Raw genomic sequence first — 24146 nt, 5'->3', positions numbered from 1 at the left:
GGGCGTGGGCGGGATCACGTCCGGCGCAGATCCGCGTCCGGCTGCCGCGGCCGCCGCGCGGGCTAGACGAGTAAGTCCGAAGTCTTCGAGCGCATGAAGCGAGGGTCTCGTTAGTTCGCTTGTGACGACAAACCTCGAAACCCTCGCGACAGCACTGTACGTGAGGATCGATGACTCTCTGGCAGGAACGCGGCGGCCGGGCCGTCCTCCGAGGCTGACGGATGCCGAGCTGTTGACGCTCGCGGTGATGCAGGCCGTGCTCGGCTTCGTCTCCGAGGCCAGGTGGCTGCGTTTCGCTCGCTGCCATCTGGCCGCCGAGTTCCCCTACCTGCCCGGGCAGTCCGGCTACAACAAGCGCCTGCGGGCCGCGAACAGACTGATCGGCCGGTTCATCCGAACCCTGGCCCGGGACACCGATCTGTGGCACGACGACGTGTGGATCGTGGACTCCACCCCGGTGGAGTGCGCCCGGTCCCGGCCCACCGTCAAGCGGTCCGACCTGGCCGGCTGGGCCGCTTACTCCTACTGCCCCTCGCACTCGCGGTTCTTCTGGGGTCTTCGCCTGCACCTGCTCTGCACCCCCGGCGGACTCCCGGTCGCCTGGGCCCTGGCCAACCCGAAAACGGACGAGCGGGAAGTCCTGGCCGGCATGCTCACCCAGGACGCCGATCTGCTGGCCACCCACCCCGGGCAGACCGTCATCGGCGACAAGGGCTACGTCTCCAAGCACCTCGACGCCTTCATGACCGACCACGGCCTGACCCTGCTCCGGCCCAGCTACCGCAACCGCACACCGCGGCCCGGCGAGCACCTGCTCAAGCCGGTCCGCCAGCTGATCGAGTCGGTCAACGACACCCTCAAGGGCCAGCTCGACCTCGAACGCCACGGAGCCAGGACCCCAGCCGGAGTCCTGGCCCGCGTCGGGCAACGGATCCTGGCCCTGACCGCGGCGATCTGGCACAACCGGGCCAACGGAACACCGTTAACCAGGTCACTCATCGCCTACGACCACTGACCAGCACTTCGGACTTACTCGTCTAGGGTGCCGGTTGATCACCGACCGCCCGGTGTTCACCGCGAGACCCGAGGAGACATCCGTGGCCACTCCGCCACCGCAGCACGGCGCCGGCCCGTACCACCACCCGTACGCCCCGCAGCAGGGCGGCCCCCAGGGCCCCTACGGCGTGCCGCAGCAGGCGGGCCCGTACGGCCACCCACCTATGCCGCAGGCCCCGTACGGCTGCCGCGTGTGCGGGGCCGGGCCCGCCGTGCAGGCCACCGTACGAGGGCACCAGGGCATGTTCGTCCTGATGCGTTTCCTGCGCCAGGAGGGGCCGTTCTGCCGCGACTGCGGGCTCGCCACCTACCGCACGATGTCCGCGGACACCCTGTGGCAGGGCTGGTGGGGTCCGCTGTCGGTGTTCATCACGCCGGTGACCGTGCTGCTGAACCTCGGAGCGCGCTCGCGCTTCGTCAAGCTCGCTCCCCCGGCGGGCGGCATCCTGCCCTCACTGCGCCCCGGCAAGCCGCTGTGGCGCCGCCCGCCGGCGCTGGTCTTCCTCGCGGCGACCGTGCTCATCGCCTTCACTCCGCCCCTCCTCGTGCTGCTGGGCCTGATGGCCGGGGACGACGAGCTGCCGACCGGCCCGGCCGTCGGGACGTGCGTGCGCGACGCGGACAAGCTGCGCAACGAGAAGCTGGTTCCGGAGGCCTGCGGTTCCCCGCTGGCCAAGTACCTGGTCACCAAGCAGCGGGGCACCGGCGGCGCGGACTGTGCCGACGGCGACCTGATCAGCGTCCCCGAGAAGTGGGTCGAGGGCGCCCACTCGCTGTGCCTCACGCCCGTGCACTGACGGACACACGCGTGAGGCACGGCGGCCCGGCTAGCGGATCGGCATCTGCGAGATCGTGCGGGCGATCACCAGGCGCTGGATCTCGCTGGTGCCCTCGAAGATCGTGTAGATCGCGCTGTCACGGTGCATGCGCTCCACGGGGTACTCGCGGGTGAAGCCGTTGCCGCCGAGGATCTGGACCGCCTGACCGGTGACCTTCTTTGCGACTTCGCTCGCGAACAGCTTCGACATCGAGCCCTCCGCCGAGGTGAAGGGCTTGCCCGCGACCGCCATCCAGGAGGCCCGCCACACCAGCAGCCGGGCCGCGTCGATGGAGGTCCGCATGTCGGCGAGCTGGAAGGCCACGCCCTGGTTGTCGATGATCGGGCGGCCGAACTGCGTACGGGTCTTGGCGTAGTCGAGGGCGACCTCGTACGCGGCGCGCGCGGTGCCGACGGCCATGGCGCCGACCGCCGGGCGGGAGGCCTCGAAGGTGGCCATGGCCGCGTTCTTCACCCGCTCGCCGCCGCCCGCCCTGGCCCGCTCGCGGGCCCGCGCGAGGCGCTCGTCCAGCTTGTCCTTGCCGCCGAGCAGGCAGGAGCCGGGCACGCGCACGTCCTCCAGGACCACCTCGGCGGTGTGCGAGGCGCGGATGCCGTGCTTCTTGAACTTCTGGCCCTGGGACAGGCCCGGGGTGTTCGGCGGCACGATGAAGGAGGCGTGGCCCTTCGAGCCGAGCTCCGGGTCCACGACGGCGACGACGATGTGGACGTTGGCGATGCCGCCGTTGGTCGCCCACGTCTTGGTGCCGTTGAGCACCCACTCGTCCTTGGCCTGGTCGTAGACGGCCCGGGTCCGCATCGAGCCGACGTCGGATCCGGCGTCCGGCTCGGAGGAGCAGAAGGCGGCGACCTTGACGTCGTCCGGGGTGCCGTACATCTGCGGGATCCAGGTGCCGATCTGCTCCTCGGTGCCGTTGGCGACGACGCCGATGGCGGCGAGCCCGGTGCCCACGATCGACAGGGCGATGCCCGCGTCACCCCAGAACAGCTCTTCCATGGCCATCGGGATGCCGAGGCCGGTAGGGTCGAAGAACTGCTGGGCGTAGAAGTCCAGCGAGTAGATGCCGACCTTCGCGGCCTCCTGGATGACGGGCCACGGAGTCTCTTCGCGCTCGTCCCATTCCGCGGCTGCGGGCCGGATCACGTCGGCAGCGAAGCCGTGGATCCAGTCCCGTACCTGCTTCTGGTCGTCATTGAGCTCCATGGTGAACTCCGCCATGTCCCCTCCAGCTGTGCATCCACCAGTGCGTTACTAGCGGTAACCCTTACGGTGGCCACAGTCTGTTACCGACGAGTAAGCACTGTCAAGCAGGGCCGCCTCCGAGCCGCCCGCGGGGCGTCCGCGGGACGGCCGATTCCTTCGCGAGGGTGTGCGGGGTGTTACGTTGCGTGGGCGTCACGCACCATCGCAAGGGCGGGGAGAGAAACACGTCATGGAGACCACTCAGCAGGCCGGCGAACCGGGAGCGGCCGAGCGCCGCAGGCGGGAGCTGCTCGAAGCGGCCGACCGGGTCGTCCTCCGGGACGGCCCCAAGGCCTCCATGAACGCCATCGCGGCGGAGGCCGGCATCACCAAGCCGATCCTCTACCGGCACTTCGGCGACAAGGCGGGGCTCTACCAGGCCCTCGCCGTGCGGCACACCGACGCCCTGCTCGACTCGCTGCGGGCCGCGCTCGACGCCCCGGCCGAACGCCGCAGCCGGGTGGAGTCCACCCTCGACACCTACCTCACGGCCATCGAGGCCCGCCCGCAGGTGTACCGGTTCCTGATGCACCCGGCCGAGGACTCGCACGCCGCCGAGCGCGGCTTCGACGTGGGCCTGCACTCGGCCCCGCTGCTGCGCCGGCTCGGCGAGGAGCTCGCCCAGGTGATCGGCGAGCGGGTGGACCTCGGCCCCGGCGGCGAACGCCTGGCCCGCATCTGGGGCCACGGAATCGTCGGCATGATGCACGCCGCCGGCGACTGGTGGCTCGGCGAGCGGCCGTGCGAGCGTGCGGAGTTGGTCACCGGACTCACCGACCTGCTGTGGGGCCGGCTGGCCACCGCCGGCAACCGCCTGGACGGCCCGGGCTTCTAGGGGGTGTCGTCAAAGTAGCGTCGTCCGCCCGTGAGGGCGGGGCCGGCGGGGTCTGGTGCGTGTGATCGCAAGGCGGAGGAGGGAGGCGACGCTCGCGTCGTCGACCGACGACAACGCCGCGAGCGCGCGTGCCAGACCCCGCCGGCCTGGGGGCACCTCCCAGCGGTAGCTGGGGGAGGGACTTTGACGACACCCCCTAGCGGACGGGGTCCCCGGCCGGGGACCCCCGCTCAGTTCTGCGCGGCCGCAGCGGCCCGCGCACCCCACGGGGTCTTGCGGATCGCCCGTCGCAGCCGCCGGGCGCGCAGCCCGGTGACCCGGTCCGCGTAGACCGTGCCGTCGAGGTGGTCGCACTCGTGCTGGAGGCAGCGGGCGAAGAACCCCGTGCCGGTGATCCGTACGGGCGCGCCGTCGGAGGTGACCCCTTCGACGACCGCGCGGTCGTACCGGACCGTGCCCGCCTCCAGACCCGGCAGCGACAGGCAGCCCTCGGGGCCGCGGAACTCGTCCCCGTCGGCCGCCACCAGGCGCGGGTTGACGATGTGCCCGACGTGGCGCACGTCCTCGTCGTCGGGGCAGTCGTAGACGAACACCCGCTGTCCGACGCCGATCTGGTTCGCGGCGAGGCCGACGCCCTCGGCGGCGTACATCGTCGCGAACATGTCCTCGATGAGCCGGTCGAGGGCCGGGCCGAATTCGGTGACCTCCGCGCAGGCCGAGTGGAGCACCGGATCGCCCAGCAGGCTCATGGTGCGGACGAGGCCGGTGGTACCGGGAATGGGGCGCTGTCGCATGGCCGTAAGGGTACGACGGGCGAATATATGAGGAGATCTGCGGCGCCCCGGGGGCGCCGCGGTCAAGGCCCCTGCCGGTACTGGATAGGCTGGGGCCGACCGACGCAAGGAGGACAAGGGACGATGGCAGGCAACACAGAGCCGCTTTCGCCGCGGGCCAAGCTGGCCGTGACGGCGGGCAAGGCCGCGGCGGCGGTGTCGCGGGCCGCGGGACGCGGAAGCGGATCGGTGATCGGTGGCAAGGTCGCACTCAGACTCGACCCCGATCTTCTCGGAGCGCTCGCGCAGCATCTCGACGTCGTCCTCGTCTCCGCGACGAACGGCAAGACCACGACGACCCGGCTGATCGCCGAGGCCCTGCGGGCCAGCGGTCCGGTCGTCTCCAACGCCCTCGGCGCCAACATGCCGGCCGGCATCACCTCCGCCCTCGCGGGCGGCTCGGACGCCAAGTACGGCGTCATCGAGGTGGACGAGAAGTACCTCGCCGGGGTCGCCCGGGACGTCACCCCCAAGGTGATCGCCCTGCTGAACCTCTCCCGCGACCAGCTGGACCGCGCCGCCGAGACCCGCATGCTCGCGGAGAAGTGGCGCGAGGGGCTCCAGGGCTCCAAGGCCGTCATCGTCGCGAACTGCGACGACCCGCTCATCGTGTGGTCGGCCTCCTCCTCGCAGAACGTGGTGTGGGTCGCCGCCGGCCAGGAGTGGAAGGACGACGCCTGGTCGTGCCCCTCCTGTGGTGGCGTCATGCAGCGCCCCGGCGACGACTGGTTCTGCGGCGAGTGCGGCTTCCGGCGCCCCACCCCGAGCTGGGTGCTGTCCGGGGACCACGTGCTGGACCCGCACGGCTCGGCCTGGCCGATCCACCTCCAGCTGCCGGGCCGCGCGAACAAGGCGAACGCCGCCACCTCGGCCGCCGTGGCCGCCGTCTTCGGCGTCCCGCCGCAGGTCGCGCTGGAGCGGATGTACCAGGTGCAGGCCGTCGCCGGCCGCTACGACGTGGTGAACTTCCAGGGCCGTGAGCTGCGCCTGCTGCTCGCCAAGAACCCGGCGGGCTGGCTCGAAACGTTTTCGCTGATCGACCCGCCGCCGACCCCGGTGATCCTTTCGGTGAACGCGCGCGGCGCCGACGGCACGGACACCTCCTGGCTGTGGGACGTGGACTACCCGCGCCTGGCCGGCCACCCGATCTTCGTGATCGGTGACCGCAAGCTGGACCTCGCGGTCCGGCTCGAGGTCGCGGGCCTGGACTTCCGGGTGTGCGAGACCCTCGACGAAGCCGTGCAGCTGGCGCCGCCCGGGCAGATCGAGCTGATCGCCAACTACACCGCCTTCCAGGACGTGCGCCGCCGCGTCGGCAACTAGTACTCATACCTCCAGAGGACACAAGAGCATGAGCGACAACAGCCTGCGTCTGGTGTGGGTCTACCCCGACCTGCTGAGCACGTACGGAGACCAGGGCAACGCCCTCGTGGTGGAGCGCCGGGCGCGCCAGCGCGGCCTGGACGTGCAGCGCGTGGACGTGCGCAGCGACCAGCCCATTCCCACCTCGGGTGACATCTACCTGATCGGCGGCGGTGAGGACCGGCCGCAGCGGCTCGCCGCGGAGCGTCTGCTGCGCGACGGCGGTCTGGAGCGGGCCGTCTCGAACGGGGCGATCGTCTTCTCCGTCTGCGCCGGCTACCAGATCCTCGGCAACGAGTTCGTCAACGACATGGGCGAGCGCCAGGAGGGCCTGGGCCTGCTCGACGTGGTCACCGTGCGCGGCGAGGGCGAGCGGTGCGTCGGCGACGTCCTCGCCGACATCGACCCGCGCCTGAACCTGCCGCAGCTGACGGGCTTCGAGAACCACCAGGGCGTCACGCACCTCGGCCCGTCCGCGAAGCCGTTCGCCCGCACCGTCCTGGGTCGCGGCAACGGCACGGGCGACGGCACCGAGGGCGCGTACAACGACACGGTCTTCGGCACGTACATGCACGGCCCCGTGATGGCCCGCAACCCGCAGATCGCGGACCTGCTGCTGAAGCTGGCCCTCGACGTGAACGCGCTGCCGCCCATCGACGACCGGTGGTACGAGGCGCTGCGCGCCGAGCGCATCTCGGCGGCGACGCAGCCCGCGTAGCAGCGCGCGGGCCGCTCATCGGGGCGGCCCCGCCATCATGTGTTCGGCCCGGTTTTCCCTAGGGGGAACCGGGCCGACGTGGTTTCGTACGACGAGCATGACCAGCATGTGGAGGATGGTTCGGTCCACCTCTCCACCACTTGTAGGGTGGCCGTAGTTCCAACCGGACGACGTGGTCCGGTCGTCGGCCCACGTTGCAAAGGTCTTCCTGCCATGCGCATTGGTGTGCTCACTTCCGGTGGCGATTGCCCCGGCCTCAATGCCGTCATCCGCTCCGTCGTACACCGCGCCGTCGTCGACCACGGCGACGAGGTCATCGGCTTCCACGACGGCTGGCGCGGCCTGCTGGAGTGCGACTACCGCAAGCTGGACCTCGACGCCGTGGCGGGCATCCTGGCCCGCGGCGGCACCATCCTGGGCTCCTCGCGGGTGCAGCCCGCGCACCTGCGCGACGGCGTGGAGCGGGCCCGCGGGCACGTCGCCGACCTCGGCCTGGACGCCATCATCCCGATCGGCGGCGAGGGCACCCTCAAGGCCGCGAACCTGCTCTCGCAGGCCGGTCTGCCGATCGTCGGCGTCCCGAAGACGATCGACAACGACATCGCCTCGACGGACGTCACGTTCGGCTTCGACACCGCCGTCGGGGTCGCCACCGAGGCGCTGGACCGGCTGAAGACCACCGCCGAGTCCCACCAGCGCGTGATGGTCGTGGAGGTCATGGGCCGCCACACCGGCTGGATCGCCCTGCACTCGGGCATGGCGGCCGGCGCGCACGCCATCGTCGTCCCGGAGCGCCCCTTCGACATCGACGAGCTGACGGCGATCGTCGGCGAGCGCTTCTCCGCGGGCAAGCGGTTCGCGATCGTCGTGGTCGCCGAGGGTGCCAAGCCGCGCGCCGGCTCCATGGACTTCCAGGACGGCGGCACCGACCAGTACGGCCACGAGCGCTTCGCCGGCATCGGCAACCTGCTCGCGGTCGAGCTGGAGCGGCGCCTGGGCAAGGAGGCCCGCCCGGTCATCCTGGGCCACGTCCAGCGCGGCGGCACGCCCACCGCGTACGACCGGGTCCTGGCCACCCGCTTCGGCTGGCACGCGGTCGAGGCGGCGCACCGCGGCGAGTTCGGGATGCTGACCGCGCTGCGCGGTACCGAGATCGAGATGGTCCCGCTCGCCGACGCCGTACAGACCCTCAAGACGGTCCCGGCGGAGCGGTACGACGAGGCGCAGAACGTTCTGTGACGTTTCCCCCCTTCTGACCCGACCCCCGGACGAGTCCGCGTCCGGGGGCGGCACTACTGTGGTGGGGCACCACGGGTCAAGGGAGTGAACTGATGGATCACAGCGGTCACGGCATGGACATGCACATGGACATGGACCTGCCGCCGTTCACTCTCGGGCGCGGGCTGGAGTTCTCCTTCGACGCCTTCTTCCTGATCGGCTCGCTCGTGGGCCTCGGCCTGTACCTGTGGGGTGTGGTGCGGCTGCGCCGCCGCGGGGACGCCTGGCCGCTGGGCCGGACCATCGCCTTCACCTCCGGCGTGCTGAGCATCGCCCTCATGATGTGCACCAAGCTGAACGACTACGGCATGGTCATGTTCAGCGTGCACATGGTCCAGCACATGGTCATCAGCATGCTCTCGCCGATCCTGCTGCTGCTGGGCGCTCCGGTGACGCTGGCGCTGCGCGCGCTCCCGCCCGCCGCCCGCGGCCGCAAGGGACCGCGCGAGCTGCTGCTGATGCTGCTGCACAGCCGCTACATGAAGGTGATCACGCACCCCGTGTTCACCATCCCGATGTTCATCGCGAGCCTCTACGCCCTCTACTTCACGCCGCTCTTCGACTTCCTCATGGAAAGCAAGGCCGGGCACATCGGCATGATGGTGCACTTCCTGGCCGTCGGCCTGATCTTCTTCTGGCCGATCATGGGCGTGGACCCGGGCCCGCACCGCCCCGGCTACGTGATGCGGATGCTGGAGCTCTTCGCCGGCATGCCGTTCCACGCCTTCTTCGGAATCGCCGTCATGATGGCGAGCCAGCCGATGATCAAGACGTACGCGAACCCGCCGGCCTCCCTCGGCATCGACCCGCTGCTCGACCAGCAGTGGGGCGGCGGCATCGCCTGGGCCTTCAGCGAGATCCCGTCGGTGCTGGTGCTGATCGCGCTGGTCTACCAGTGGTACCACTCCGAGCAGCGGGCGGCGAAGCGCGCGGACCGGGCCGCGGACCGCGACGGCGACCAGGAGCTGGAGGCGTACAACTCCTATCTCGCCTCGCTCCAAGCGCGTGGCCAGTAGCGGAGGAGCACCTTCGCGCGCGACCATGGGGCATGACCGGATCCGTTAAGGCGATGGCCGTCATGACCTTCGCCTCTCTGGTGGCCGTCGCCACGTACTCCGTGGCCCTCGGCAGCAACGGCTGGCTGTGGTTCGCCTGGGTGGTCCTCGGCCTGCTGACCGCCGGCATGGCCGCGTCCCGCAAGACCTGAACCGGCGCACCCGCACCACCTTCCCCTCCTCTGGCCCGGCGCTTTTGGCCGATTCCGATCGGCCTCCACATGAACTCCCGGCAACGCCGTCCGTTCTATAGGGCAGCGAAAGTTCCCTGTGACGCCCCCCACGGCCTGGAGGAACCCCATGTCCAAGGGCAAAGACGACGCAGAGCACGCCGAACCGGGAGAGGAGGAGCCCACCCTGCACCGGCTCGTGTGCGACTCGATGGGCAAGAACCGGCTCGTGCACATGCGGAGAGGCTCGCCCTCTGGGGCGTCGCGTCCTTTCTGGTTCGCCATGCCCATCTGGCACCGTGTACGGCACACTGACCCGACCGCCAGGTGAAGGGAAAACGCCCCGGTGTTCTACCACTTGCTCAAGCACGTGCTGCTCGGTCCGCTGCTGCGGCTGCTGTTCCGCCCGCGCATCGAGGGACTGGAGAACATCCCGCCGGAAGGGGCCGCGATCATCGCGGGCAACCACCTGTCCTTCTCGGACCACTTCCTGATGCCCGCCATCCTCAAACGCCGGATCACGTTCCTCGCGAAGGCCGAGTACTTCACCGGCCCCGGGGTGAAGGGCCGGCTGACCGCGTTCTTCTTCCGCAGCGCCGGGCAGATCCCGGTGGACCGCTCGGGCAAGGACGCCGGACAGGCCGCGCTGCGCGAGGGGCTCGGGGTACTGGCCAAGGGCGAGCTGCTGGGCATCTACCCCGAGGGCACCCGCTCCCACGACGGGCGGCTGTACAAGGGCAAGGTGGGCGTGGCCGCGATGGCGCTCGGGGCCGGGGTGCCCGTCGTACCGTGCGCGATGGTCGGCACCTTCGAGATCCAGCCGCCCGGTCAGAAGATCCCGAACATCCGGCGCGTGACGATCCGCTTCGGCCGGCCGCTCGACTTCTCGCGGTACGCGGGGCTGGAGGGCGAGCGGGCCGTGCTGCGGGCCGTGACCGACGAGATCATGTACGCCGTCCTCGAGCTGTCCGGCCAGGAGTACGTCGACCGGTACGCCGCCGAGGTCAAGGCGGAGGCGGAGGAAGCGCGGAAGAAGGCCCGGCGCAAGACGCGCTGAGCCTTCTCCCGTGCTGTGACGTGCCGTGCCGTCTGCCTTAGCGGACGGCCGGCAGTTCCTCCAGCGCCGGCAGGGCCGACGACGGGGCCGCGGCGAGCGACTTCGCGGTGGCCGGGGCCGGGGCGACCGGAGTGGCGTGCGGACCGCACTTCACGTCCGCGGCGTCTACCTTGCCCTCGAGCAGGTAGGCGTCCACCCGGGTGTTGATGCAGGGGTTCACCAGGCTGGTGACACCGTGCGAGCCGGCGTTCTGCTCGGTGATCAGGCGCGAGCCGGCGAGGCGGCGGTGCAGCTCGACGCCACCCTTGTACGGCGTGGCCGCGTCACGCTCGGACTGGACGATCAGGACCGGGGCCAGGCCGCGCTTGGCACCGACCTCGATCGGCGTGCTCTGCTTGGACTTCCAGGTCGCGCAGGGGAGATTCATCCACGCGTTGGACCAGGTCAGGAACGGGTACTTCTCGTGCAGCTTGCTGTTGTCCCTGTCCCACTTGGCCCAGCTGGTCGGCCACTTGGCGTCGGCGCACTCGACCGCGGTGTAGACCGCGTTGCCGTTCTCCGAGGCGATGTTGCCCTTGATGTCGGACATGTCCGGCGAGATCGCCTCGATCAGCGGCTTCTCGTCACCGGCCACGTACGCGCTGAACGCCTGGGCGACGGGCACCCAGGAGGAGTCGTAGTACGGGGCGCCCTGGAAGAAGCCGATGAGCTCGGCCGGGCCGACGACCCCGCCGAGCGGGTTGGCCTTGGCCTTGGCGCGCAGCTCCTGCCACTTGGCCTCGACCTTGGCGCGGGTGTCGCCGATGTGGAAGACGTTGTCGTTCTTGGCGACCCAGTCCTGCCAGTCGTTCCAGCGCATCTGGAAGGCGACGTCCTGCTCGAGGTTCGCCTCGTACCAGATGTTCTCCTGCGCCGGGTTGACGACGCTGTCGACGATCATGCGGCGCACGTGGGTCGGGAACAGGGTCGCGTAGACCCCGCCGATGTAGGTGCCGTAGGAGACGCCGATGAAGTTCAGCTTCTTCTCGCCGAGGGCGGCACGGATGACGTCCAGGTCACGCGCGATGTTCGGCGTGGTCATGTACGGCAGCATGTCGCCGCTGCGCTCCTTGCAGCCGTCCGCGTACTCCGCGGCGAGCTTGCGCTGGGCGTTCTTGTCGGCCTTGGTGTCCGGGACCGGGTCGGCCTTGGGAGCCTTGACGAACTCCTGCGGGTCGACGCACGAGATCGGCGCCGAGTGGCCGACGCCGCGGGGGTCGAAGCCCACGAAGTCGTACGCCTTGGCGGTGTTCACCCAGAGGGGGGACTTGGTGGTGACCCGGCGCGGGAAGCGCATGCCGGAACCGCCGGGGCCGCCCGGGTTGTAGAGGAGCGCGCCCTGGCGCTCCTGCTTGGTGCCGGTGCTGACGGCGCGGTCGACCGCGAGGTCGATCGTCTTGCCGAACGGCTTCGAGTAGTCGAGCGGAACCTTGACCCAGCCACACTGGATCGGGGCCTCGAAGCCCCAGTCCGCCGGGCAGTCCTTCCACTCGACCCCGGTGGCGGCGGCGCGGGCGGCGGCGAGCTGGACGCCCAGCGCCTCCGGAAGCCCGCTGTTCTGGCTGGCCGGAGCGGCGGCGGCCGGCGGGGCCAGCAGCAGGCCCGCGGCCAGCGCTCCGGTGATCAGAGTGGCAGCGCTCCCCAGCGCTGCAGTGCGTATCACGTGGTTGTTCCCCCTGCGTCAGGCCCGGCCGGAGGAGGCCGGGTTGGTCGGTGCAGTGTCTGTGCAGGTGGATCCTTTCGTCTGACGTACACCTGACAACAGACCAAGGTCGCGTTCTTTGCCAACCCGATAACCGGAAAGGCGTGTACCGCTGAGCGGTGTCGCATTCGTCCCAGGTTTGCTCGGCAGTTACCAGCCGTAGGTGTGCCACGCCGCGTCGAGTACCTCGCGCAGCCGCAGCGCGTCCGGTGCCAGCGCCGTCACGAGGACTGCGGGACCGGCCAGCGGAGTGACGGCCGCGAACTCCCCGAGCACCGCGGCGGCGGGCGGCGAGACGGCGAATGCCGGGTCCACGACCAGGAGCTGACCGAGCGCCCGATGTCCCGCCAGCCCCGCCGGCCCGTCCCAGCCGCCGGGTGCTCCCGGACCGCAGGCCAGCTCCTGGTCCAGCAGCGGGATCCCGCCCCGGCTCACGGCGAGCCTGCTGCGCAGCAGGCCCGGCTCCTCCCCCGTCCGGCCCAGCACCTGCTCCTCGCGCAGCAGCAGCCGGGCCGTGGGGGCGAGTTCGGCCCGGGTGTGCACCCGCAGGTCGCTGCCGCGTACGGAGACCAGCGGCTCCGGCAGCCACCGCAGCGCCGCGTCCTCGGCCAGGGTCAGCCGTACGTCGTACCGCGCGGGCTCACCACCGCGGCCTGGCAGCGCCAGGGTGGCGGCCGCCGAGGCCAGGGCGAGGCGGGCCCCGGGGCCGACGGAGGCCTCCACCGTGAGGTGGTCCCCGCCGAGCGGGGCGCTCATCGCGCCGACCAGCATCACCCCGGCCTCGGCGGGCGTGCCGCGGGTGCGGCGCAGCGCGAGCGGTCCCTCACCGGCCAGCAGCGGCAGGGCGGTACCGCCGCGGCCGTCGGCGACGGCGGAGATCCGGGCGGTGGCCCGTACGCCGGCCGGAGCAGGGGCGGGCCGGGCCGGGGCCGGCGGGGCCGGGTCGGGCGGAGCCGGGGCCGGCGGGGCGGCGGGAGGCGCGGAGGCCGCCGTAGGGCTCACCGGGCGGCCCAGGCGGCGATCCGCTCGCGCACCCACGCGGCCACCGGCGCCACGCCGTCCTCGCCGCGCAGCGACTGGAAGGCGACGGGCAGTTCGCCGCGCTGCTCGGCGGCGTCGCGGGCCATCCGGTCCAGGTCGGAGCCCACGTAGGGGGCGAGGTCGGTCTTGTTGACGACGAGCAGGTCGGCGGTGGTGACGCCGGGGCCGCCCTTGCGCGGGATGTCGTCGCCGCCCGCCACGTCGATGACGAAGATCTGGGCGTCGACGAGGCCGCGGGAGAAGGTGGCGGTGAGGTTGTCGCCGCCGGACTCGACGAGGATCAGGTCGAGCGGGCCGACCGTCTCCTCCAGCTCCTCGACCGCCTCCAGGTTGGCGGAGATGTCGTCGCGGATGGCCGTGTGCGGGCAGGCACCGGTCTCCACCGCGCTGATCCGCTCGGGCGGCAGGACGGCCTCGCGGAGCAGGAACTCGGCGTCCTCCCGCGTATAGATGTCGTTGGTGACGACGGCCATGGACAGCTCGGTGCGCAGGGCGCGGCAGAGGGCGGCGACCGTGGCCGTCTTGCCGGAGCCGACGGGTCCGCCGAGGCCGATCCGCAGGGCCCTGCGCGAGCCGTCGGCCCGTACCGGCCCGGCGCTGTGGGTGTGGCGTTGGGGGTAGGTCACGCCGTGGTCGAGATGCATGGGGGTCTCCGGAGTCGATCGTGGAGGCGGCGGTCGGGAAGCGGTGAGGGGGCGGTCACGAGGCGAAGAGCCGTACCGGCCAGTCGGCATGGCTCTGTGCCGCGATGTCCAGCAGCGGGGAGGAGGCCGCGGGCAGCGCGTCCGGGCCCTCCAGCCGTGCCCGGTGCGCGGCCTGGGCGGCCCGGGCGGCGACGGCGTCGAGCTCGGGGGCGAGGCGGGCCAGAACCCCGCTCGCCTCGAACGGGTCGAGGCCGAGCAGCCGCACGGTCGCGGTCGCCGGTCCGCCGACGCTCTCGTACGCCGCCACGTGCGCGGCGTCCAGCGGACCCAGCCCGGCGGCCCGGGCGGCGAGCCCGAGCACGACCGGCTGGTGCGCCCCGCGGGGGAAGGCCGCGGCGAGCGCGTCGAGTTCGGCGGCGGGCCAGGTGGCCCGGGCGGCCCGCAGCAGCTGCCGGCCCAGCCGCCGCGCCGCGGTGCGCAGCGCGGGCGACGGAGTACGGGCGTCGGCGGCGGTGTCGAGCACGGCCGGGTCGAGCCCGAGTGCTGCGGCCGCGGCGAGTGCGGCGGCGACGAGTCCGGCCGTGTGGAGCCGGCCGCGGCAGAACTCCTCGAGGGTGGCGGCGTCGTGGATCCGGCCCGCCTTGCAGGCGGCCTCGGCCCCGCCGGAGTGGGCGTGCCCGCCCGCGGGGAAGCGGCCGTCGGCGAGCACGAGCAGGGCGGCGAGGCTCATCGGGCCGCGCCCGTCGGAAGGGGGCCCATGTCAGAACAGGAAGTAGCGCTGGGCCATGGGCAGTTCCGCCGCGGGCGCAGGTTCCACGGCCTCCCCGTCGATGGTGACCGTGAAGGTGTCGGCGTCGACCTCGACCCTCGGCATGGCGTCGTTGTTGCGCATGTCCGCCTTGCTCACCTTGCGGGTGCTCTCGATGGCCACGAACTGCTTGCCGAGTCCGAGCCGTTCGGGCAGTGCGTCGTCGAGGGCGGCCTGCGCGGTGAAGTTGACCGAGTTCAGCCCGGGAGCCCGGCCGTGGCCGCCGAACATCGGGCGGGGCAGCACCGGCTGCGGGGTGGGGATGGAGGCGTTCGCATCACCCATCTGGGCGTAGGCGATCTGGCCGCCCTTGATGACCGTTTCGGGCTTGACCCCGAAGAAGGCGGGCGTCCACAGCACCAGGTCGGCGAGCTTGCCGGTCTCCACCGAGCCGATCTCGCGCGCGAGCCCCTGGGCCACGGCGGGGTTGATCGTGTACTTCGCGACGTAGCGGCGGGCGCGGTGGTTGTCGGCGGGTCCGTCGCCGGGCAGGAAGCCGCGCCGCTTCTTCATCACGTGGGCGGTCTGCCAGGTGCGCAGCACGACCTCGCCGACGCGGCCCATGGCCTGGGAGTCGGAGGAGATGATGGAGATTGCTCCGAGGTCGTGCAGGACGTCCTCGGCGGCGATGGTCGTGGGCCGGATCCGGGACTCGGCGAAGGCGAGGTCCTCGGGAACGGCCGGGTTGAGGTGGTGGCAGACCATCAGCATGTCGAGGTGTTCGTCGATGGTGTTGACGGTGTGCGGCCTGGTCGGGTTGGTGGAGCTGGGCAGGATGTTCGGCTCGGAGACCACGGTGATGATGTCCGGTGCGTGCCCGCCGCCCGCGCCCTCGGTGTGGTACGAGTGGATGGTCCGTCCGGCGATGGCGGCGAGGGTGTCGCCGACGAATCCGGCCTCGTTGAGGGTGTCGGTGTGGATGGCGACCTGGGCGCCGGTCTCGTCGCAGACGCTCAGGCAGGCGTCGATGACGGCGGGGGTGGACCCCCAGTCCTCGTGGATCTTGAACCCGAGGGCGCCGCCGCGCAGCTGGGAGTGCATGGCCTCGCGGGACATGGTGTTGCCCTTGCCCAGCAGGCCGATGTTGACGGGGTAGGACTCCAGGGCCGCGAACATCCGGGCGAGGTGCCAGGGGCCGGGGGTGACGGTGGTGGCCTTGGTGCCCTCGGCGGGTCCGGTGCCGCCGCCGACGAGGGTGGTGATGCCGGAGGCGAGGGCCTCGTCGATGACGGTGGGCGAGATGAAGTGCACGTGGGCGTCGATCGCGCCCGCGGTGACGATCTTCCCGTTGCCCGCGATGATCTCGGTCTCGGGGCCGATCACGAGTGCGGGATCCACACCGTCCATCGTGTCGGGGTTGCCGGCCTTGCCGATGCCGCAGATGCGGCCGTCGCGGATGCCGATGTCGGCCTTGACGATGCCCCAGTGGTCGAGGACGACGACTCCGGTGATCACGGTGTCGGGGGCGCCCTCGGCGCGGGTGGTCCGGGCCTGGCCCATGGACTCGCGGATCACCTTGCCGCCACCGAACACGGCCTCGTCGCCCGAGCGTCCGGGGCCGCCGCTGAGATCCTGCTCGATCTCGACGAAGAGGTCCGTGTCGGCGAGGCGGATGCGGTCGCCGACGGTGGGCCCGAAGAGGTCGGCGTACGCGCGGCGGTCGAGCTCAGCCATCGAGCGGCCCCCCGGTCTCCCCGCGCAGGCCCGGTACGGTGCGCAGCCCGCCCAGCGGTACGAGCTCCACGGCGACCGGGATGCCCGGCTCGAAGCGCACGGCGGTGCCGGCGGCGACGTTGAGCCGCAGCCCGCGGGCGGCCCGGCGGTCGAAGTCGAGGCCGGGGTTGGCCTCGGCGAAGTGGTAGTGGGAGCCGACCTGGACGGGCCGGTCGGCGGCGTTGAGCACGGTGAGACGGGTGACGGGCCGGCCCTCGTTGAGGCGCACCGGACCGTCCCCGTGGACGATTTCGCCGGGGATCATGCGGGTACTCCCCTTCAGACGATCGGGTCGTGGACGGTGACGAGCTTGGTGCCGTCCGGGAAGGTCGCCTCGACCTGGACGTCATGGATCATCTCGGGGATCCCCTCCATCACCTCGCCGCGGCCGAGCACGGTGCGGCCGGAGGCCATGAGCTCGGCCACGGTCCGCCCGTCGCGGGCGCCTTCGAGGATGTGCGAGGTGATCAGGGCGACCGCTTCGGGGTGGTTGAGGAGGACCCCGCGCGCCCTGCGCTTCTCGGCCACGTCGGCGGCCACGTGGATGAGCAGTCTTTCCTGCTCGTGCGGTGTCAGTTGCACTCGTAACTCACCAAGCTTCCAGGACAAGATCGACGTCGTGCCGGGCCGACCCTAGCGACCTTCAACACTTTGTTGACCTGCACGTATCCGAGCCAAGCATGTCTTGCCCAACGCAGAGAAAGGCTTTCCGTCCCGAGCACCGCCGCTTTACCGGCGTATGGGTGATCATTGACGGAATGCCGTGCCCGCCACGCTAGGCGCCGCGCTTTTCCGCCGCGTTAACCCACGTTTCGGGGAAGCACCCGGTTCAACTCACGGGCCGCCCGCAGCCGGTTCCGTATACGGACCGGACCGGTGGTGCTGCGGCCGCTGCCGCAGCACCCGCCCCCAAGGAGATGCATGTTCGTCAACCCGGTCCGCCACATCACCTTCGACGCGCTCGAGCCGTACAAGATCGCCGAGTTCTGGTCGGCCGTGACCGGCTTCCCGATCCACCCGGACGACGTCGAGGGCGACGACGAGATCCTGCTGGACCCGGCGCAGCCCGGGGTCCCGGGGCTGCTGTTCATCCGGGTGCCGGACGCCAAGTCCGTCAAGAACCGGGTCCACCTGGACATCCAGCCGCCCACCGGCACCCGGGACGAGACCGTCGAGCGGCTCATCGGGCTCGGGGCGGAGCTGGTCGACGACCGGCGCCGGGAGGACGGCTCCGGCTGGGCCGTGCTCGCCGATCCGGAGGGCAACGAGCTGTGCATCGAGCGCAGTGCCGGGGAGCGCGGGCAGGGCTGAGCGGCTCAACAGCCCGTGATGCTCTTCGCGGTGGCCCCGACGGGCCAGGGCAGGGCGATCCAGACGGTCTTGCCGCCGTCCTCGGTGGGGCTGACGGAGAGCCGGCCACCCGCTTCGGCGGTGAGCCAGCGGATGATGACCATCCCCCGGCCGTTGTCCTGCTGGACGGCGGCCGGGAGGCGCTTGGGCCAGCGCGGGTGACTGTCGGTCACCCCGACGCGGAGCCACTCCGCGCGCTCGAGGCGGATGTCCACGGTGAAGGTTGGCGACTGGCCGAAGGTGTGCTGCACGGCATTGGTGGCGAGCTCCGAGACGATCAGCCGGACACTGTCGGCGGTGTCGGCCTCGTCGGGCAGTCCCCATTCGCCGAGCACCTCCGCGACGTAGCGGCGGGCTGTGGCGACCGAGGCGGGATCGCTCGGCAGAGTGACGGATGCTTCCTGGTGGTCTGCCATGGCGACGGTCCCTTTCCCACCGGGGCGAAACCCCGGATCTGTGCTGGACGCCAGAGTGCCACCCATCGTCCCGCCAGTGCTGCCGTTCCCCCAAGATCTGCATATATCTGTCGCTCAATGCAGTGAACTCTGCTACGGAAGAGCGTATTTGGACGGCAGACTGGTGCGAGCTGTGCCGGTGGAAGGAGGCGGGTATGCAGCACGGTCCCGCGGTGCGTCGGCGCAAGCTCGGCGAGGAACTGCGCGCGCTGCGCGACCGGACCGGACTCACCAGTGGTGAGGCCGCCCGGATCGCGGGGTGGCACCAGTCGAAAATCAGCCGCATCGAGACAGGGCGCAGTGGCGTGAAACCGGAGGACATCCGCCTCCTCCTCGATGTCTACGCAGAGGTCGTCAGCCCCGAACAGCGGGCGCTGCTGGAGGCCCTGTCGGCCTCCGCGGCCGGCCCCGGTCCCGGCGGCGACGCCGTGCGCGGCCGCCAGTGGTGGCACGACTACCGGGGGCTGCTGCCGCAGGAGTACCGGGATTTCATCAGCCTGGAGGCCGGCGCCCGCTCGGCCCGTACGGTCGAACTCTCCGTGGTGCCGGGCCTGCTGCAGACCCCGGAGTACGCGCGGGCGGTGACCCGGGCCGCGCTGGGCGGGTTGCCGGAGCCCAAGGTCGACGCGCTGGTCGACGTACGGCTGGCCCGGCAGTCGGTACTGCGGGCGGATCCCCCGCTGGAGCTGAGCGCCGTGCTGGACGAAGCGGTGCTGCGGCGGCAGATCGGCGGCCCGGGGGTGATGGCGGCGCAATTGCGGCATCTGGTGCAGGTGGCCCGGCTGCCCCAAGTGCGGTTGCAGGTGCTTCCGTTCAGCGTGGGGGGTCATCTCGGCCTGACCGGACCGTTCGTTATTTTCTCATTTCCGAACATCGCCGATCTGGATGTGGTGGTACTCGACCATTTGACGAGTAGCCTCTATCTGGAGCGGAAGGAAGACCTCGAGGCGTACAGCGCCGCATTCCGCACCATCCAGGCGCACGCCCTCCCGCCCCAGGACTCGTCGGATCTCATCAGCTCACTCGCTGACGACGCGTAAGGAGGCACCCCCGTGTCCGCAACCCCCCTCTCCACCAGCGGACTTCTGATCAGCGCGCGGTGGCGGCGGAGCAGCCGCAGCACCGGAATGAACAACTGCGTGGAAACCGCCGTGCTCGGTGGCGGCGGCCTGATGGCCGTCCGCGACTCGAAGCGGACGGACGGCCCGGCCGTGCTCTTCACCGGGCCGGCCTGGGACGGCTTCCTCGCATCCGTACGGGCTGACGTGGACGTACTCGCGTGAGGCCCTAGCGGTCCGTGGCTCCGGCCGGGGCGGTCCCCAGGATCGTCTCGACGGCCCGGTCGATCTCGTCCCCCGTGAGATCGGCCCGTGCGGTCAGCCGCAGCCGGGAGATGCCGTCCGGCACCGACGGCGGACGGAAGCACCCCACGGACAGACCTGCCTCGCGGCAGTCGGCGGCCCAGCGCAGTGCCGCCGAAGCCGACGGGGCCCGTACCGACACCACGGCCGCGTCCGGCCGGGCCGCGGTCAGGCCGGACGCGGTGAGCCGCCCGTACAGCCGGTCGGCCACCTCGCGGGCCCGGCCGGCGCGCTCCGGTTCCCTCCGGAGCAGGCGCAGGCTCGCCAGCGCCGCACCCGCGGCGGCCGGTGCCAGCCCGGTGTCGAAGATGAAGGTCCGCGCCGTGTTGACGAGGTGCCGGATCACCTTGGCCGGACCGAGCACGGCTCCGCCCTGGCTGCCCAGGGACTTCGAGAGCGTGAGGGTGGCGACCACCCCCGGCGCGCCCGCGAGTCCGGCGGCGTGCAGGGCTCCGCGGCCGCCCTCCCCCAGTACGCCCAGCCCGTGGGCGTCGTCCACGACCAGGGCCGCACCCTCCTCCCGGCAGGCGGCCGCGTACGCGGCAAGCGGGGCGGCGTCACCGTCCACGGAGAACACCGAGTCGCTGACCAGCAGCGCCCGGCCCTCGTGGGTGGCGAGCGTCTTGCGCGCGGCGTCCGGGTCGGAATGCGGGATCACCTCGGTCCCGGCGCGCGAGAGCCGGCAGCCGTCGACGATCGAGGCGTGGTTGCCGGCGTCGGACACGACGAGGGTGCCCCTGTCGCTGAGCGCGGTGACGGCCGCCAGGTTGGCGGCGTATCCGGAGGACAGGACGAGCGCCGCCTCGAACCCGCAGAAGGCCGCGAGCTCCCGCTCGAGCTCCGCATGAAGCTCGGTCGTACCGGTCACCAGACGTGATCCCGTGGCTCCGGCGCCCCACCGCTCGGCCGCCTCGCGCGCGCCGCGCACGGTCTCGGGGTGCCGGGACAGGCCGAGGTAGTCGTTGCTCGCGAGGTCCAGCAGCGGCGAGGACACAGGGCGGGGGCGCAGCGTCCGGACGAGCCCGGCCTTCTCACGGGCCCGCTCCGCTTCGTCGATCCAGGCGAACACGTCTTCGGGCTCGGGGCTCTGCTGGGGCATCGGCGGGTCCTCGTGTTTTGTCGGCTGTCCACAGGCGTGCCTGACCCTAACGGCCGTCACCCAAGTGCCAGGTGTGGCGATACACACACTCCGTTCCGGCCATGTTGTGCGATCTCTCCTTGGCCGGGAGTGCTCGTGTGGTCCAGGATCGGCGTCATGGACCTGCTGAACACCCTGGTGGACAAGGGGCTGCGGCGCGAGCTGCCGACCCGCGAAGAGGCGCTCGCCGTACTGGCGACCTCTGACGACGAACTGCTCGACGTGGTGGCCGCGGCCGGCAAGGTGCGCCGCCAGTGGTTCGGGCGTCGGGTCAAGCTGAACTACCTGGTCAACCTGAAGTCCGGGCTGTGCCCCGAGGACTGCTCCTACTGCTCCCAGCGCCTGGGATCGAAGGCCGAGATCCTCAAGTACACGTGGCTCAAGCCCGACGAGGCCTCCCAGGCCGCGGCGGCCGGTGTCGCGGGCGGCGCGAAGCGCGTGTGCCTGGTGGCGAGCGGGCGCGGCCCGACGGACCGCGACGTCGAGCGGGTCGGCAAGACGATCGAGGCGATCAAGGAGCAGAACGAGGGCGTCGAGGTGTGCGCGTGCCTCGGCCTGCTCTCGGACGGCCAGGCCGAGCGCCTGAAGGACGCGGGCGCCGACGCCTACAACCACAACCTCAACACGTCCGAGGCCACGTACGGCCAGATCACCAAGACCCACACCTACGCGGACCGGGTCGACACGGTGCAGAAGGCGCACGCGGCGGGCCTGTCCGCCTGCTCCGGTCTCATCGCGGGCATGGGCGAGAGCGACGAGGACCTGGTCGACGTCGTCTTCTCGCTGCGCGAGCTGGACTCCGACTCGGTGCCGGTCAACTTCCTGATCCCCTTCGAGGGCACCCCGCTGGCCAAGGAGTGGAACCTCACCCCGCAGCGCTGCCTGCGGATCCTGGCGATGGTCCGGTTCGTCTGCCCCGACGTGGAGGTCCGGATCGCCGGCGGCCGCGAGGTGCACCTGCGCTCGATGCAGCCGCTCGCCCTGAACATCGCGAACTCGATCTTCCTCGGCGACTACCTCACCAGTGAGGGCCAGGCGGGCCAGGCCGACCTCGACATGATCGCGGACGCCGGTTTCGAGGTGGAGGGCGCCGGTACGACGACCCTCCCGGCGCACCGGGCGGACGCGGTGGCCGCGGCCGCCGCGGCCCACGGCCCGTGCGGCTCCTCGGCGGCCGAGGCGGGCTGCGGTTCGGCGTGCGGCGGCTGCTCGGGGCACGAGCACGAGGCCGTCCCGGCGCAGGCCGCGGCGCAGGCGTCGGGGCAGGCCCCGGCCCAGGCCTCGGCGGGCGAGGTCCGCTCGGACCTGGTGGCGGTCCGCCGCCGGGGCGCGGGAACGGATCTCGCGCCCAATGCCTGACCAGCACCACGCGATGCCGGCCGCCGAGCTGCTCGCGCTGGACCGGCAGCACGTCTGGCACCCGTACGGCCCGATGCCCGGGCGGCAGGAGCCGCTGGTCGTCTCCTCCGCCTCGGGCGTCCGGCTGCGGCTGGCCGAGCCCTCCCAGGGCCAGGACGAGCTGGTCGACGGCATGTCCTCCTGGTGGTCGGCGATCCACGGGTACAACCACCCGGTCCTGAACGAGGCCGTGACCGACCAGCTCGGCCGCATGTCCCACGTGATGTTCGGCGGGCTCACCCACGAGCCCGCCGTCCGGCTGGCCGCCCGGCTGGTCGAGATCACCCCGCCCGGCCTGGAGCACGTCTTCCTCGCCGACTCGGGCTCGGTCTCGGTCGAGGTCGCGGTGAAGATGTGCCTCCAGTACTGGCGCTCCATCGGCCGGCCCGGCAAGACCCGGCTGCTGACCTGGCGCGGCGGATACCACGGGGACACCTGGACGCCCATGGCGGTCTGCGACCCCGAGGGCGGCATGCACGAGCTCTGGTCCGGGATCCTCCCGCGCCAGTTGTTCGCCGACGTGCCGCCGAGCGGCTTCGACGCGCCGGTGGACCCGGCGTACGTCGACCACCTGCGCTCCCTGGTCTCCGCGCACGCGGACGAGCTGGCGGCGGTGATCGTGGAACCGGTGGTCCAGGGCGCGGGCGGCATGCGCTTCCACAACCCGGGCTACCTGCGGGTGCTGCGCGAACTGTGCGACGAGTACGACGTCCTGCTCATCCTGGACGAGATCGCGACGGGCTTCGGCCGCACCGGCGCGCTGTTCGCGGCGGACCACGCGGGGATGACCCCGGATGTGATGTGCCTGGGCAAGTCCCTGACCGGCGGTTACCTCACGCTGGCGGCGACGCTGTGCACGGAGCGGGTGGCGAACGGGATCAGCAGGGGCGCCGTCCCGGTCCTCGCGCACGGGCCGACGTTCATGGGCAACCCGCTCGCCACGGCAGTGGCGCTGGCCTCGATCGACCTGCTGCTCGGCCAGGACTGGCAGCGTGAGGTCAAGCGCATCGAGGCGGGCCTGCAGGAGGGCCTGGCGCCGGCGCGGAACCTGCCCGGTGTCCGGGACGTACGCGTCCTGGGCGCGATCGGCGTGGTCCAGCTGACCCACGAGGTCGACGTGGCCGCGGCGACCCGCGCAGCGGTCCGCGAAGGCGTGTGGGTGCGCCCGTTCAGGGACCTGATCTACGTGATGCCCCCGTTCGTCACGGGCGACGGCGACGTGGCGCGCATCTGCCGTGCGGTGTGCGCGGCGGCGGAGGAGGGCTGACATGCCGGTACTGATGGTCTCGGGCACGGGCACGGAGATCGGCAAGACGGTCGTCACGTCGGCGATCGCGGCGGCCGCGGTGGCGGCGGGCCGCTCGGTGGCGGTCCTCAAGCCCGCGCAGACCGGCGTGGACGCGACCGAGCCGGGCGACGCGGCGGAAGCGGTCCGCCTGGCGGGCCCGACGGTCACGGCGGTGGAACTGGCCCGCTACCCGGAGCCGTTGGCCCCCGACACGGCGGCCCGCCGAGCGGGACTGCCCACGGTCTCGCCGACCGCCGTCGCGGAGGCGGCGAGCCGGCTCGCCCGGTCCCACGACCTGGTCCTGGTGGAGGGCGCGGGCGGCCTCCTGGTCCGCTTCGACGAGGCGGGCCACACGCTGGCCGATGCGGCCCGGCTGCTCGGCGCCCCGGTGCTGGTGGTCGCCCCGGCCGCCCTCGGCACCCTCAATTCCACGACCCTGACGGCCGAGGCCCTCCGGGCCCGGGAGCTGGAGGCCCTGGGCGTGGTCATCGGCAGCTGGCCGGCCGAGCCGGACCTGGCCTGCCGCTGCAACCTGGCGGACCTCCCGTCGTCCTCGGGGCTGCCGCTGCTGGGCGCCGTCCCGGAGGCTTCGGGATCCCTGTCCCCGGAGTCGTTCCGTACGGCGGCACCCACCTGGCTGTCCCCCGCCCTCGCGGGCACCTGGTCCCCGGAGTCGTTCCTGACGGCCTGGCAGCCCTGATCCCGGACGCGGACCTCATCGGCCCGGCGGCGCCAAGCGGCCCGCCGGGCCCCCGTCCTCGGTG

26 protein-coding genes are annotated in these 24146 nt (G+C 71.8%); 15 read left to right on the top strand and 11 right to left on the bottom strand.

From position 1 onward, the window contains the following. The first annotated feature begins 121 nt into the window (after window positions 1-121). A complete protein-coding gene (locus AB5J51_RS32770; protein WP_369777534.1) occupies window positions 122-1015 on the top strand; it encodes an IS982 family transposase in 894 nt (297 codons plus the stop codon). An 82-nt stretch (window positions 1016-1097) separates the two neighbouring features. Beyond that, window positions 1098-1853, top strand: coding sequence for a hypothetical protein (locus AB5J51_RS32765; protein ID WP_053790233.1), 756 nt, complete (start codon window positions 1098-1100; stop codon window positions 1851-1853). Between the two features lie 30 nt (window positions 1854-1883). Here AB5J51_RS32765 and AB5J51_RS32760 read toward each other — a convergent pair whose 3' ends face one another. Next, window positions 1884-3113: an acyl-CoA dehydrogenase family protein gene (locus AB5J51_RS32760; protein ID WP_369779262.1), complete on the bottom strand. Its 1230-nt coding sequence runs from the start codon at window positions 3111-3113 to the stop codon at window positions 1884-1886. Window positions 3114-3327: 214 nt separating this feature from the next. Between AB5J51_RS32760 and AB5J51_RS32755 the strand changes: the two genes are divergently transcribed. Then, window positions 3328-3972 carry a TetR family transcriptional regulator gene (locus AB5J51_RS32755; RefSeq protein ID WP_030300130.1) on the top strand — a complete coding sequence of 215 codons (645 nt, stop codon included), beginning with the start codon at window positions 3328-3330 and terminating at the stop codon, window positions 3970-3972. A gap of 230 nt (window positions 3973-4202) precedes the next feature. Here AB5J51_RS32755 and def read toward each other — a convergent pair whose 3' ends face one another. Then, window positions 4203-4766, bottom strand: a complete 564-nt coding sequence (gene def / locus AB5J51_RS32750) for a peptide deformylase (protein WP_030300132.1) — start codon at window positions 4764-4766, stop codon at window positions 4203-4205. 123 nt (window positions 4767-4889) lie between these two features. On the opposite strand from def, the gene AB5J51_RS32745 reads away from it, so the two are divergent. The 6 genes from AB5J51_RS32745 (at window position 4890) to AB5J51_RS32720 (ending at window position 10445) form a co-directional block, all read left to right on the top strand. Next, the gene (locus tag AB5J51_RS32745; protein WP_053790204.1) at window positions 4890-6128 is read left to right on the top strand and encodes a MurT ligase domain-containing protein; all 1239 of its coding nucleotides are present in this window, start codon (window positions 4890-4892) and stop codon (window positions 6126-6128) included. A 28-nt stretch (window positions 6129-6156) separates the two neighbouring features. Then, window positions 6157-6885, top strand: a complete 729-nt coding sequence (locus AB5J51_RS32740; RefSeq protein WP_053790205.1) for a type 1 glutamine amidotransferase — start codon at window positions 6157-6159, stop codon at window positions 6883-6885. 213 nt (window positions 6886-7098) lie between these two features. Then, window positions 7099-8124 carry a 6-phosphofructokinase gene (locus AB5J51_RS32735; protein WP_030300138.1) on the top strand — a complete coding sequence of 342 codons (1026 nt, stop codon included), beginning with the start codon at window positions 7099-7101 and terminating at the stop codon, window positions 8122-8124. 92 nt (window positions 8125-8216) lie between these two features. Next, window positions 8217-9179: a cytochrome c oxidase assembly protein gene (locus AB5J51_RS32730; RefSeq protein ID WP_369779261.1), complete on the top strand. Its 963-nt coding sequence runs from the start codon at window positions 8217-8219 to the stop codon at window positions 9177-9179. A gap of 32 nt (window positions 9180-9211) precedes the next feature. Further along, a complete protein-coding gene (locus tag AB5J51_RS32725; RefSeq protein ID WP_166663198.1) occupies window positions 9212-9370 on the top strand; it encodes a hypothetical protein in 159 nt (52 codons plus the stop codon). Window positions 9371-9734: 364 nt separating this feature from the next. Then, on the top strand, window positions 9735-10445 hold the full coding sequence (locus AB5J51_RS32720) for a 1-acyl-sn-glycerol-3-phosphate acyltransferase (RefSeq protein WP_053790207.1): 711 nt from the start codon (window positions 9735-9737) through the stop codon (window positions 10443-10445). A gap of 37 nt (window positions 10446-10482) precedes the next feature. Here the strand turns inward: AB5J51_RS32720 and AB5J51_RS32715 are convergent, their stop codons facing one another. The 7 genes from AB5J51_RS32715 to AB5J51_RS32685 form a co-directional block, all read right to left on the bottom strand. Further along, window positions 10483-12147 (bottom strand): alpha/beta hydrolase, encoded by a 1665-nt coding sequence (locus tag AB5J51_RS32715; protein WP_053790208.1) that lies wholly within the window; start codon window positions 12145-12147, stop codon window positions 10483-10485. 189 nt (window positions 12148-12336) lie between these two features. Then, entirely contained in the window at window positions 12337-13065 is a 729-nt protein-coding gene (locus AB5J51_RS32710) for an urease accessory protein UreD (RefSeq protein ID WP_240805140.1), read from the bottom strand. A gap of 119 nt (window positions 13066-13184) precedes the next feature. Continuing rightward, complete coding sequence (gene ureG / locus AB5J51_RS32705; protein WP_053790209.1) at window positions 13185-13871, bottom strand: urease accessory protein UreG; 687 nt, start codon at window positions 13869-13871, stop codon at window positions 13185-13187. Between the two features lie 55 nt (window positions 13872-13926). After that, complete coding sequence (locus AB5J51_RS32700; protein ID WP_053790210.1) at window positions 13927-14601, bottom strand: urease accessory protein UreF; 675 nt, start codon at window positions 14599-14601, stop codon at window positions 13927-13929. A gap of 30 nt (window positions 14602-14631) precedes the next feature. Next, window positions 14632-16353, bottom strand: coding sequence for an urease subunit alpha (locus tag AB5J51_RS32695; protein WP_053790211.1), 1722 nt, complete (start codon window positions 16351-16353; stop codon window positions 14632-14634). Beyond that, on the bottom strand, window positions 16346-16657 hold the full coding sequence (locus tag AB5J51_RS32690; RefSeq protein ID WP_030300159.1) for an urease subunit beta: 312 nt from the start codon (window positions 16655-16657) through the stop codon (window positions 16346-16348). The genes AB5J51_RS32695 and AB5J51_RS32690 overlap by 8 nt, the downstream gene beginning before the upstream one ends. A gap of 14 nt (window positions 16658-16671) precedes the next feature. Beyond that, window positions 16672-16974, bottom strand: a complete 303-nt coding sequence (locus AB5J51_RS32685; RefSeq protein WP_053790212.1) for an urease subunit gamma — start codon at window positions 16972-16974, stop codon at window positions 16672-16674. 339 nt (window positions 16975-17313) lie between these two features. On the opposite strand from AB5J51_RS32685, the gene AB5J51_RS32680 reads away from it, so the two are divergent. Further along, on the top strand, window positions 17314-17703 hold the full coding sequence (locus AB5J51_RS32680; protein ID WP_053790213.1) for a VOC family protein: 390 nt from the start codon (window positions 17314-17316) through the stop codon (window positions 17701-17703). A 5-nt stretch (window positions 17704-17708) separates the two neighbouring features. On the opposite strand, the gene AB5J51_RS32675 is transcribed toward AB5J51_RS32680, so the two are convergent. Beyond that, window positions 17709-18158: an ATP-binding protein gene (locus tag AB5J51_RS32675; RefSeq protein ID WP_053790214.1), complete on the bottom strand. Its 450-nt coding sequence runs from the start codon at window positions 18156-18158 to the stop codon at window positions 17709-17711. 194 nt (window positions 18159-18352) lie between these two features. Between AB5J51_RS32675 and AB5J51_RS32670 the strand changes: the two genes are divergently transcribed. Continuing rightward, on the top strand, window positions 18353-19237 hold the full coding sequence (locus AB5J51_RS32670) for a helix-turn-helix transcriptional regulator (RefSeq protein ID WP_053790215.1): 885 nt from the start codon (window positions 18353-18355) through the stop codon (window positions 19235-19237). A 12-nt stretch (window positions 19238-19249) separates the two neighbouring features. After that, window positions 19250-19480 (top strand): DUF397 domain-containing protein, encoded by a 231-nt coding sequence (locus tag AB5J51_RS32665; protein ID WP_133898681.1) that lies wholly within the window; start codon window positions 19250-19252, stop codon window positions 19478-19480. Between the two features lie 4 nt (window positions 19481-19484). Here AB5J51_RS32665 and AB5J51_RS32660 read toward each other — a convergent pair whose 3' ends face one another. Continuing rightward, on the bottom strand, window positions 19485-20657 hold the full coding sequence (locus AB5J51_RS32660; protein ID WP_369779259.1) for an 8-amino-7-oxononanoate synthase: 1173 nt from the start codon (window positions 20655-20657) through the stop codon (window positions 19485-19487). A 156-nt stretch (window positions 20658-20813) separates the two neighbouring features. Here AB5J51_RS32660 and bioB point away from each other — a divergent pair, with 156 nt between their 5' ends. Genes bioB through bioD form a run of 3 tightly spaced genes read left to right on the top strand, consistent with a single transcriptional unit; the run spans window position 20814 to window position 24082 of the window. Continuing rightward, window positions 20814-22055, top strand: coding sequence for a biotin synthase BioB (gene bioB, locus AB5J51_RS32655; protein WP_053790218.1), 1242 nt, complete (start codon window positions 20814-20816; stop codon window positions 22053-22055). Continuing rightward, window positions 22048-23361, top strand: coding sequence for an adenosylmethionine--8-amino-7-oxononanoate transaminase (locus tag AB5J51_RS32650; RefSeq protein WP_053790219.1), 1314 nt, complete (start codon window positions 22048-22050; stop codon window positions 23359-23361). The genes bioB and AB5J51_RS32650 overlap by 8 nt, the downstream gene beginning before the upstream one ends. Window position 23362: 1 nt before the next feature. Next, the gene (gene bioD / locus AB5J51_RS32645; protein WP_053790220.1) at window positions 23363-24082 is read left to right on the top strand and encodes a dethiobiotin synthase; all 720 of its coding nucleotides are present in this window, start codon (window positions 23363-23365) and stop codon (window positions 24080-24082) included. The last annotated feature ends 64 nt before the right edge of the window (window positions 24083-24146 follow it).

This window comes from Streptomyces sp. R33, assembly GCF_041200175.1.
GTDB lineage: Bacteria > Actinomycetota > Actinomycetes > Streptomycetales > Streptomycetaceae > Streptomyces > Streptomyces katrae_B.
Note: the sequence above shows the minus strand (reverse complement) of the source record. Positions and strands in the feature narration are given on the sequence as shown.

Coding starts and splice junctions, on each gene's coding strand:
- AB5J51_RS32660 (WP_369779259.1), bottom strand. CDS start 20,657: ATGCCCCAGCAGAGCCCCGAGCCCGAAGACGTGTTCGCCTGGATCGAC.
- AB5J51_RS32745 (WP_053790204.1), top strand. CDS start 4,890: ATGGCAGGCAACACAGAGCCGCTTTCGCCGCGGGCCAAGCTGGCCGTG.
- bioD (WP_053790220.1), top strand. CDS start 23,363: ATGCCGGTACTGATGGTCTCGGGCACGGGCACGGAGATCGGCAAGACG.
- AB5J51_RS32700 (WP_053790210.1), bottom strand. CDS start 14,601: ATGAGCCTCGCCGCCCTGCTCGTGCTCGCCGACGGCCGCTTCCCCGCG.
- AB5J51_RS32650 (WP_053790219.1), top strand. CDS start 22,048: ATGCCTGACCAGCACCACGCGATGCCGGCCGCCGAGCTGCTCGCGCTG.
- AB5J51_RS32730 (WP_369779261.1), top strand. CDS start 8,217: ATGGATCACAGCGGTCACGGCATGGACATGCACATGGACATGGACCTG.
- AB5J51_RS32735 (WP_030300138.1), top strand. CDS start 7,099: ATGCGCATTGGTGTGCTCACTTCCGGTGGCGATTGCCCCGGCCTCAAT.
- AB5J51_RS32695 (WP_053790211.1), bottom strand. CDS start 16,353: ATGGCTGAGCTCGACCGCCGCGCGTACGCCGACCTCTTCGGGCCCACC.
- AB5J51_RS32690 (WP_030300159.1), bottom strand. CDS start 16,657: ATGATCCCCGGCGAAATCGTCCACGGGGACGGTCCGGTGCGCCTCAAC.
- AB5J51_RS32670 (WP_053790215.1), top strand. CDS start 18,353: ATGCAGCACGGTCCCGCGGTGCGTCGGCGCAAGCTCGGCGAGGAACTG.
- AB5J51_RS32760 (WP_369779262.1), bottom strand. CDS start 3,113: ATGGCGGAGTTCACCATGGAGCTCAATGACGACCAGAAGCAGGTACGG.
- AB5J51_RS32675 (WP_053790214.1), bottom strand. CDS start 18,158: ATGGCAGACCACCAGGAAGCATCCGTCACTCTGCCGAGCGATCCCGCC.
- AB5J51_RS32725 (WP_166663198.1), top strand. CDS start 9,212: ATGACCGGATCCGTTAAGGCGATGGCCGTCATGACCTTCGCCTCTCTG.
- bioB (WP_053790218.1), top strand. CDS start 20,814: ATGGACCTGCTGAACACCCTGGTGGACAAGGGGCTGCGGCGCGAGCTG.
- AB5J51_RS32755 (WP_030300130.1), top strand. CDS start 3,328: ATGGAGACCACTCAGCAGGCCGGCGAACCGGGAGCGGCCGAGCGCCGC.
- AB5J51_RS32680 (WP_053790213.1), top strand. CDS start 17,314: ATGTTCGTCAACCCGGTCCGCCACATCACCTTCGACGCGCTCGAGCCG.
- def (WP_030300132.1), bottom strand. CDS start 4,766: ATGCGACAGCGCCCCATTCCCGGTACCACCGGCCTCGTCCGCACCATG.
- AB5J51_RS32740 (WP_053790205.1), top strand. CDS start 6,157: ATGAGCGACAACAGCCTGCGTCTGGTGTGGGTCTACCCCGACCTGCTG.
- ureG (WP_053790209.1), bottom strand. CDS start 13,871: ATGCATCTCGACCACGGCGTGACCTACCCCCAACGCCACACCCACAGC.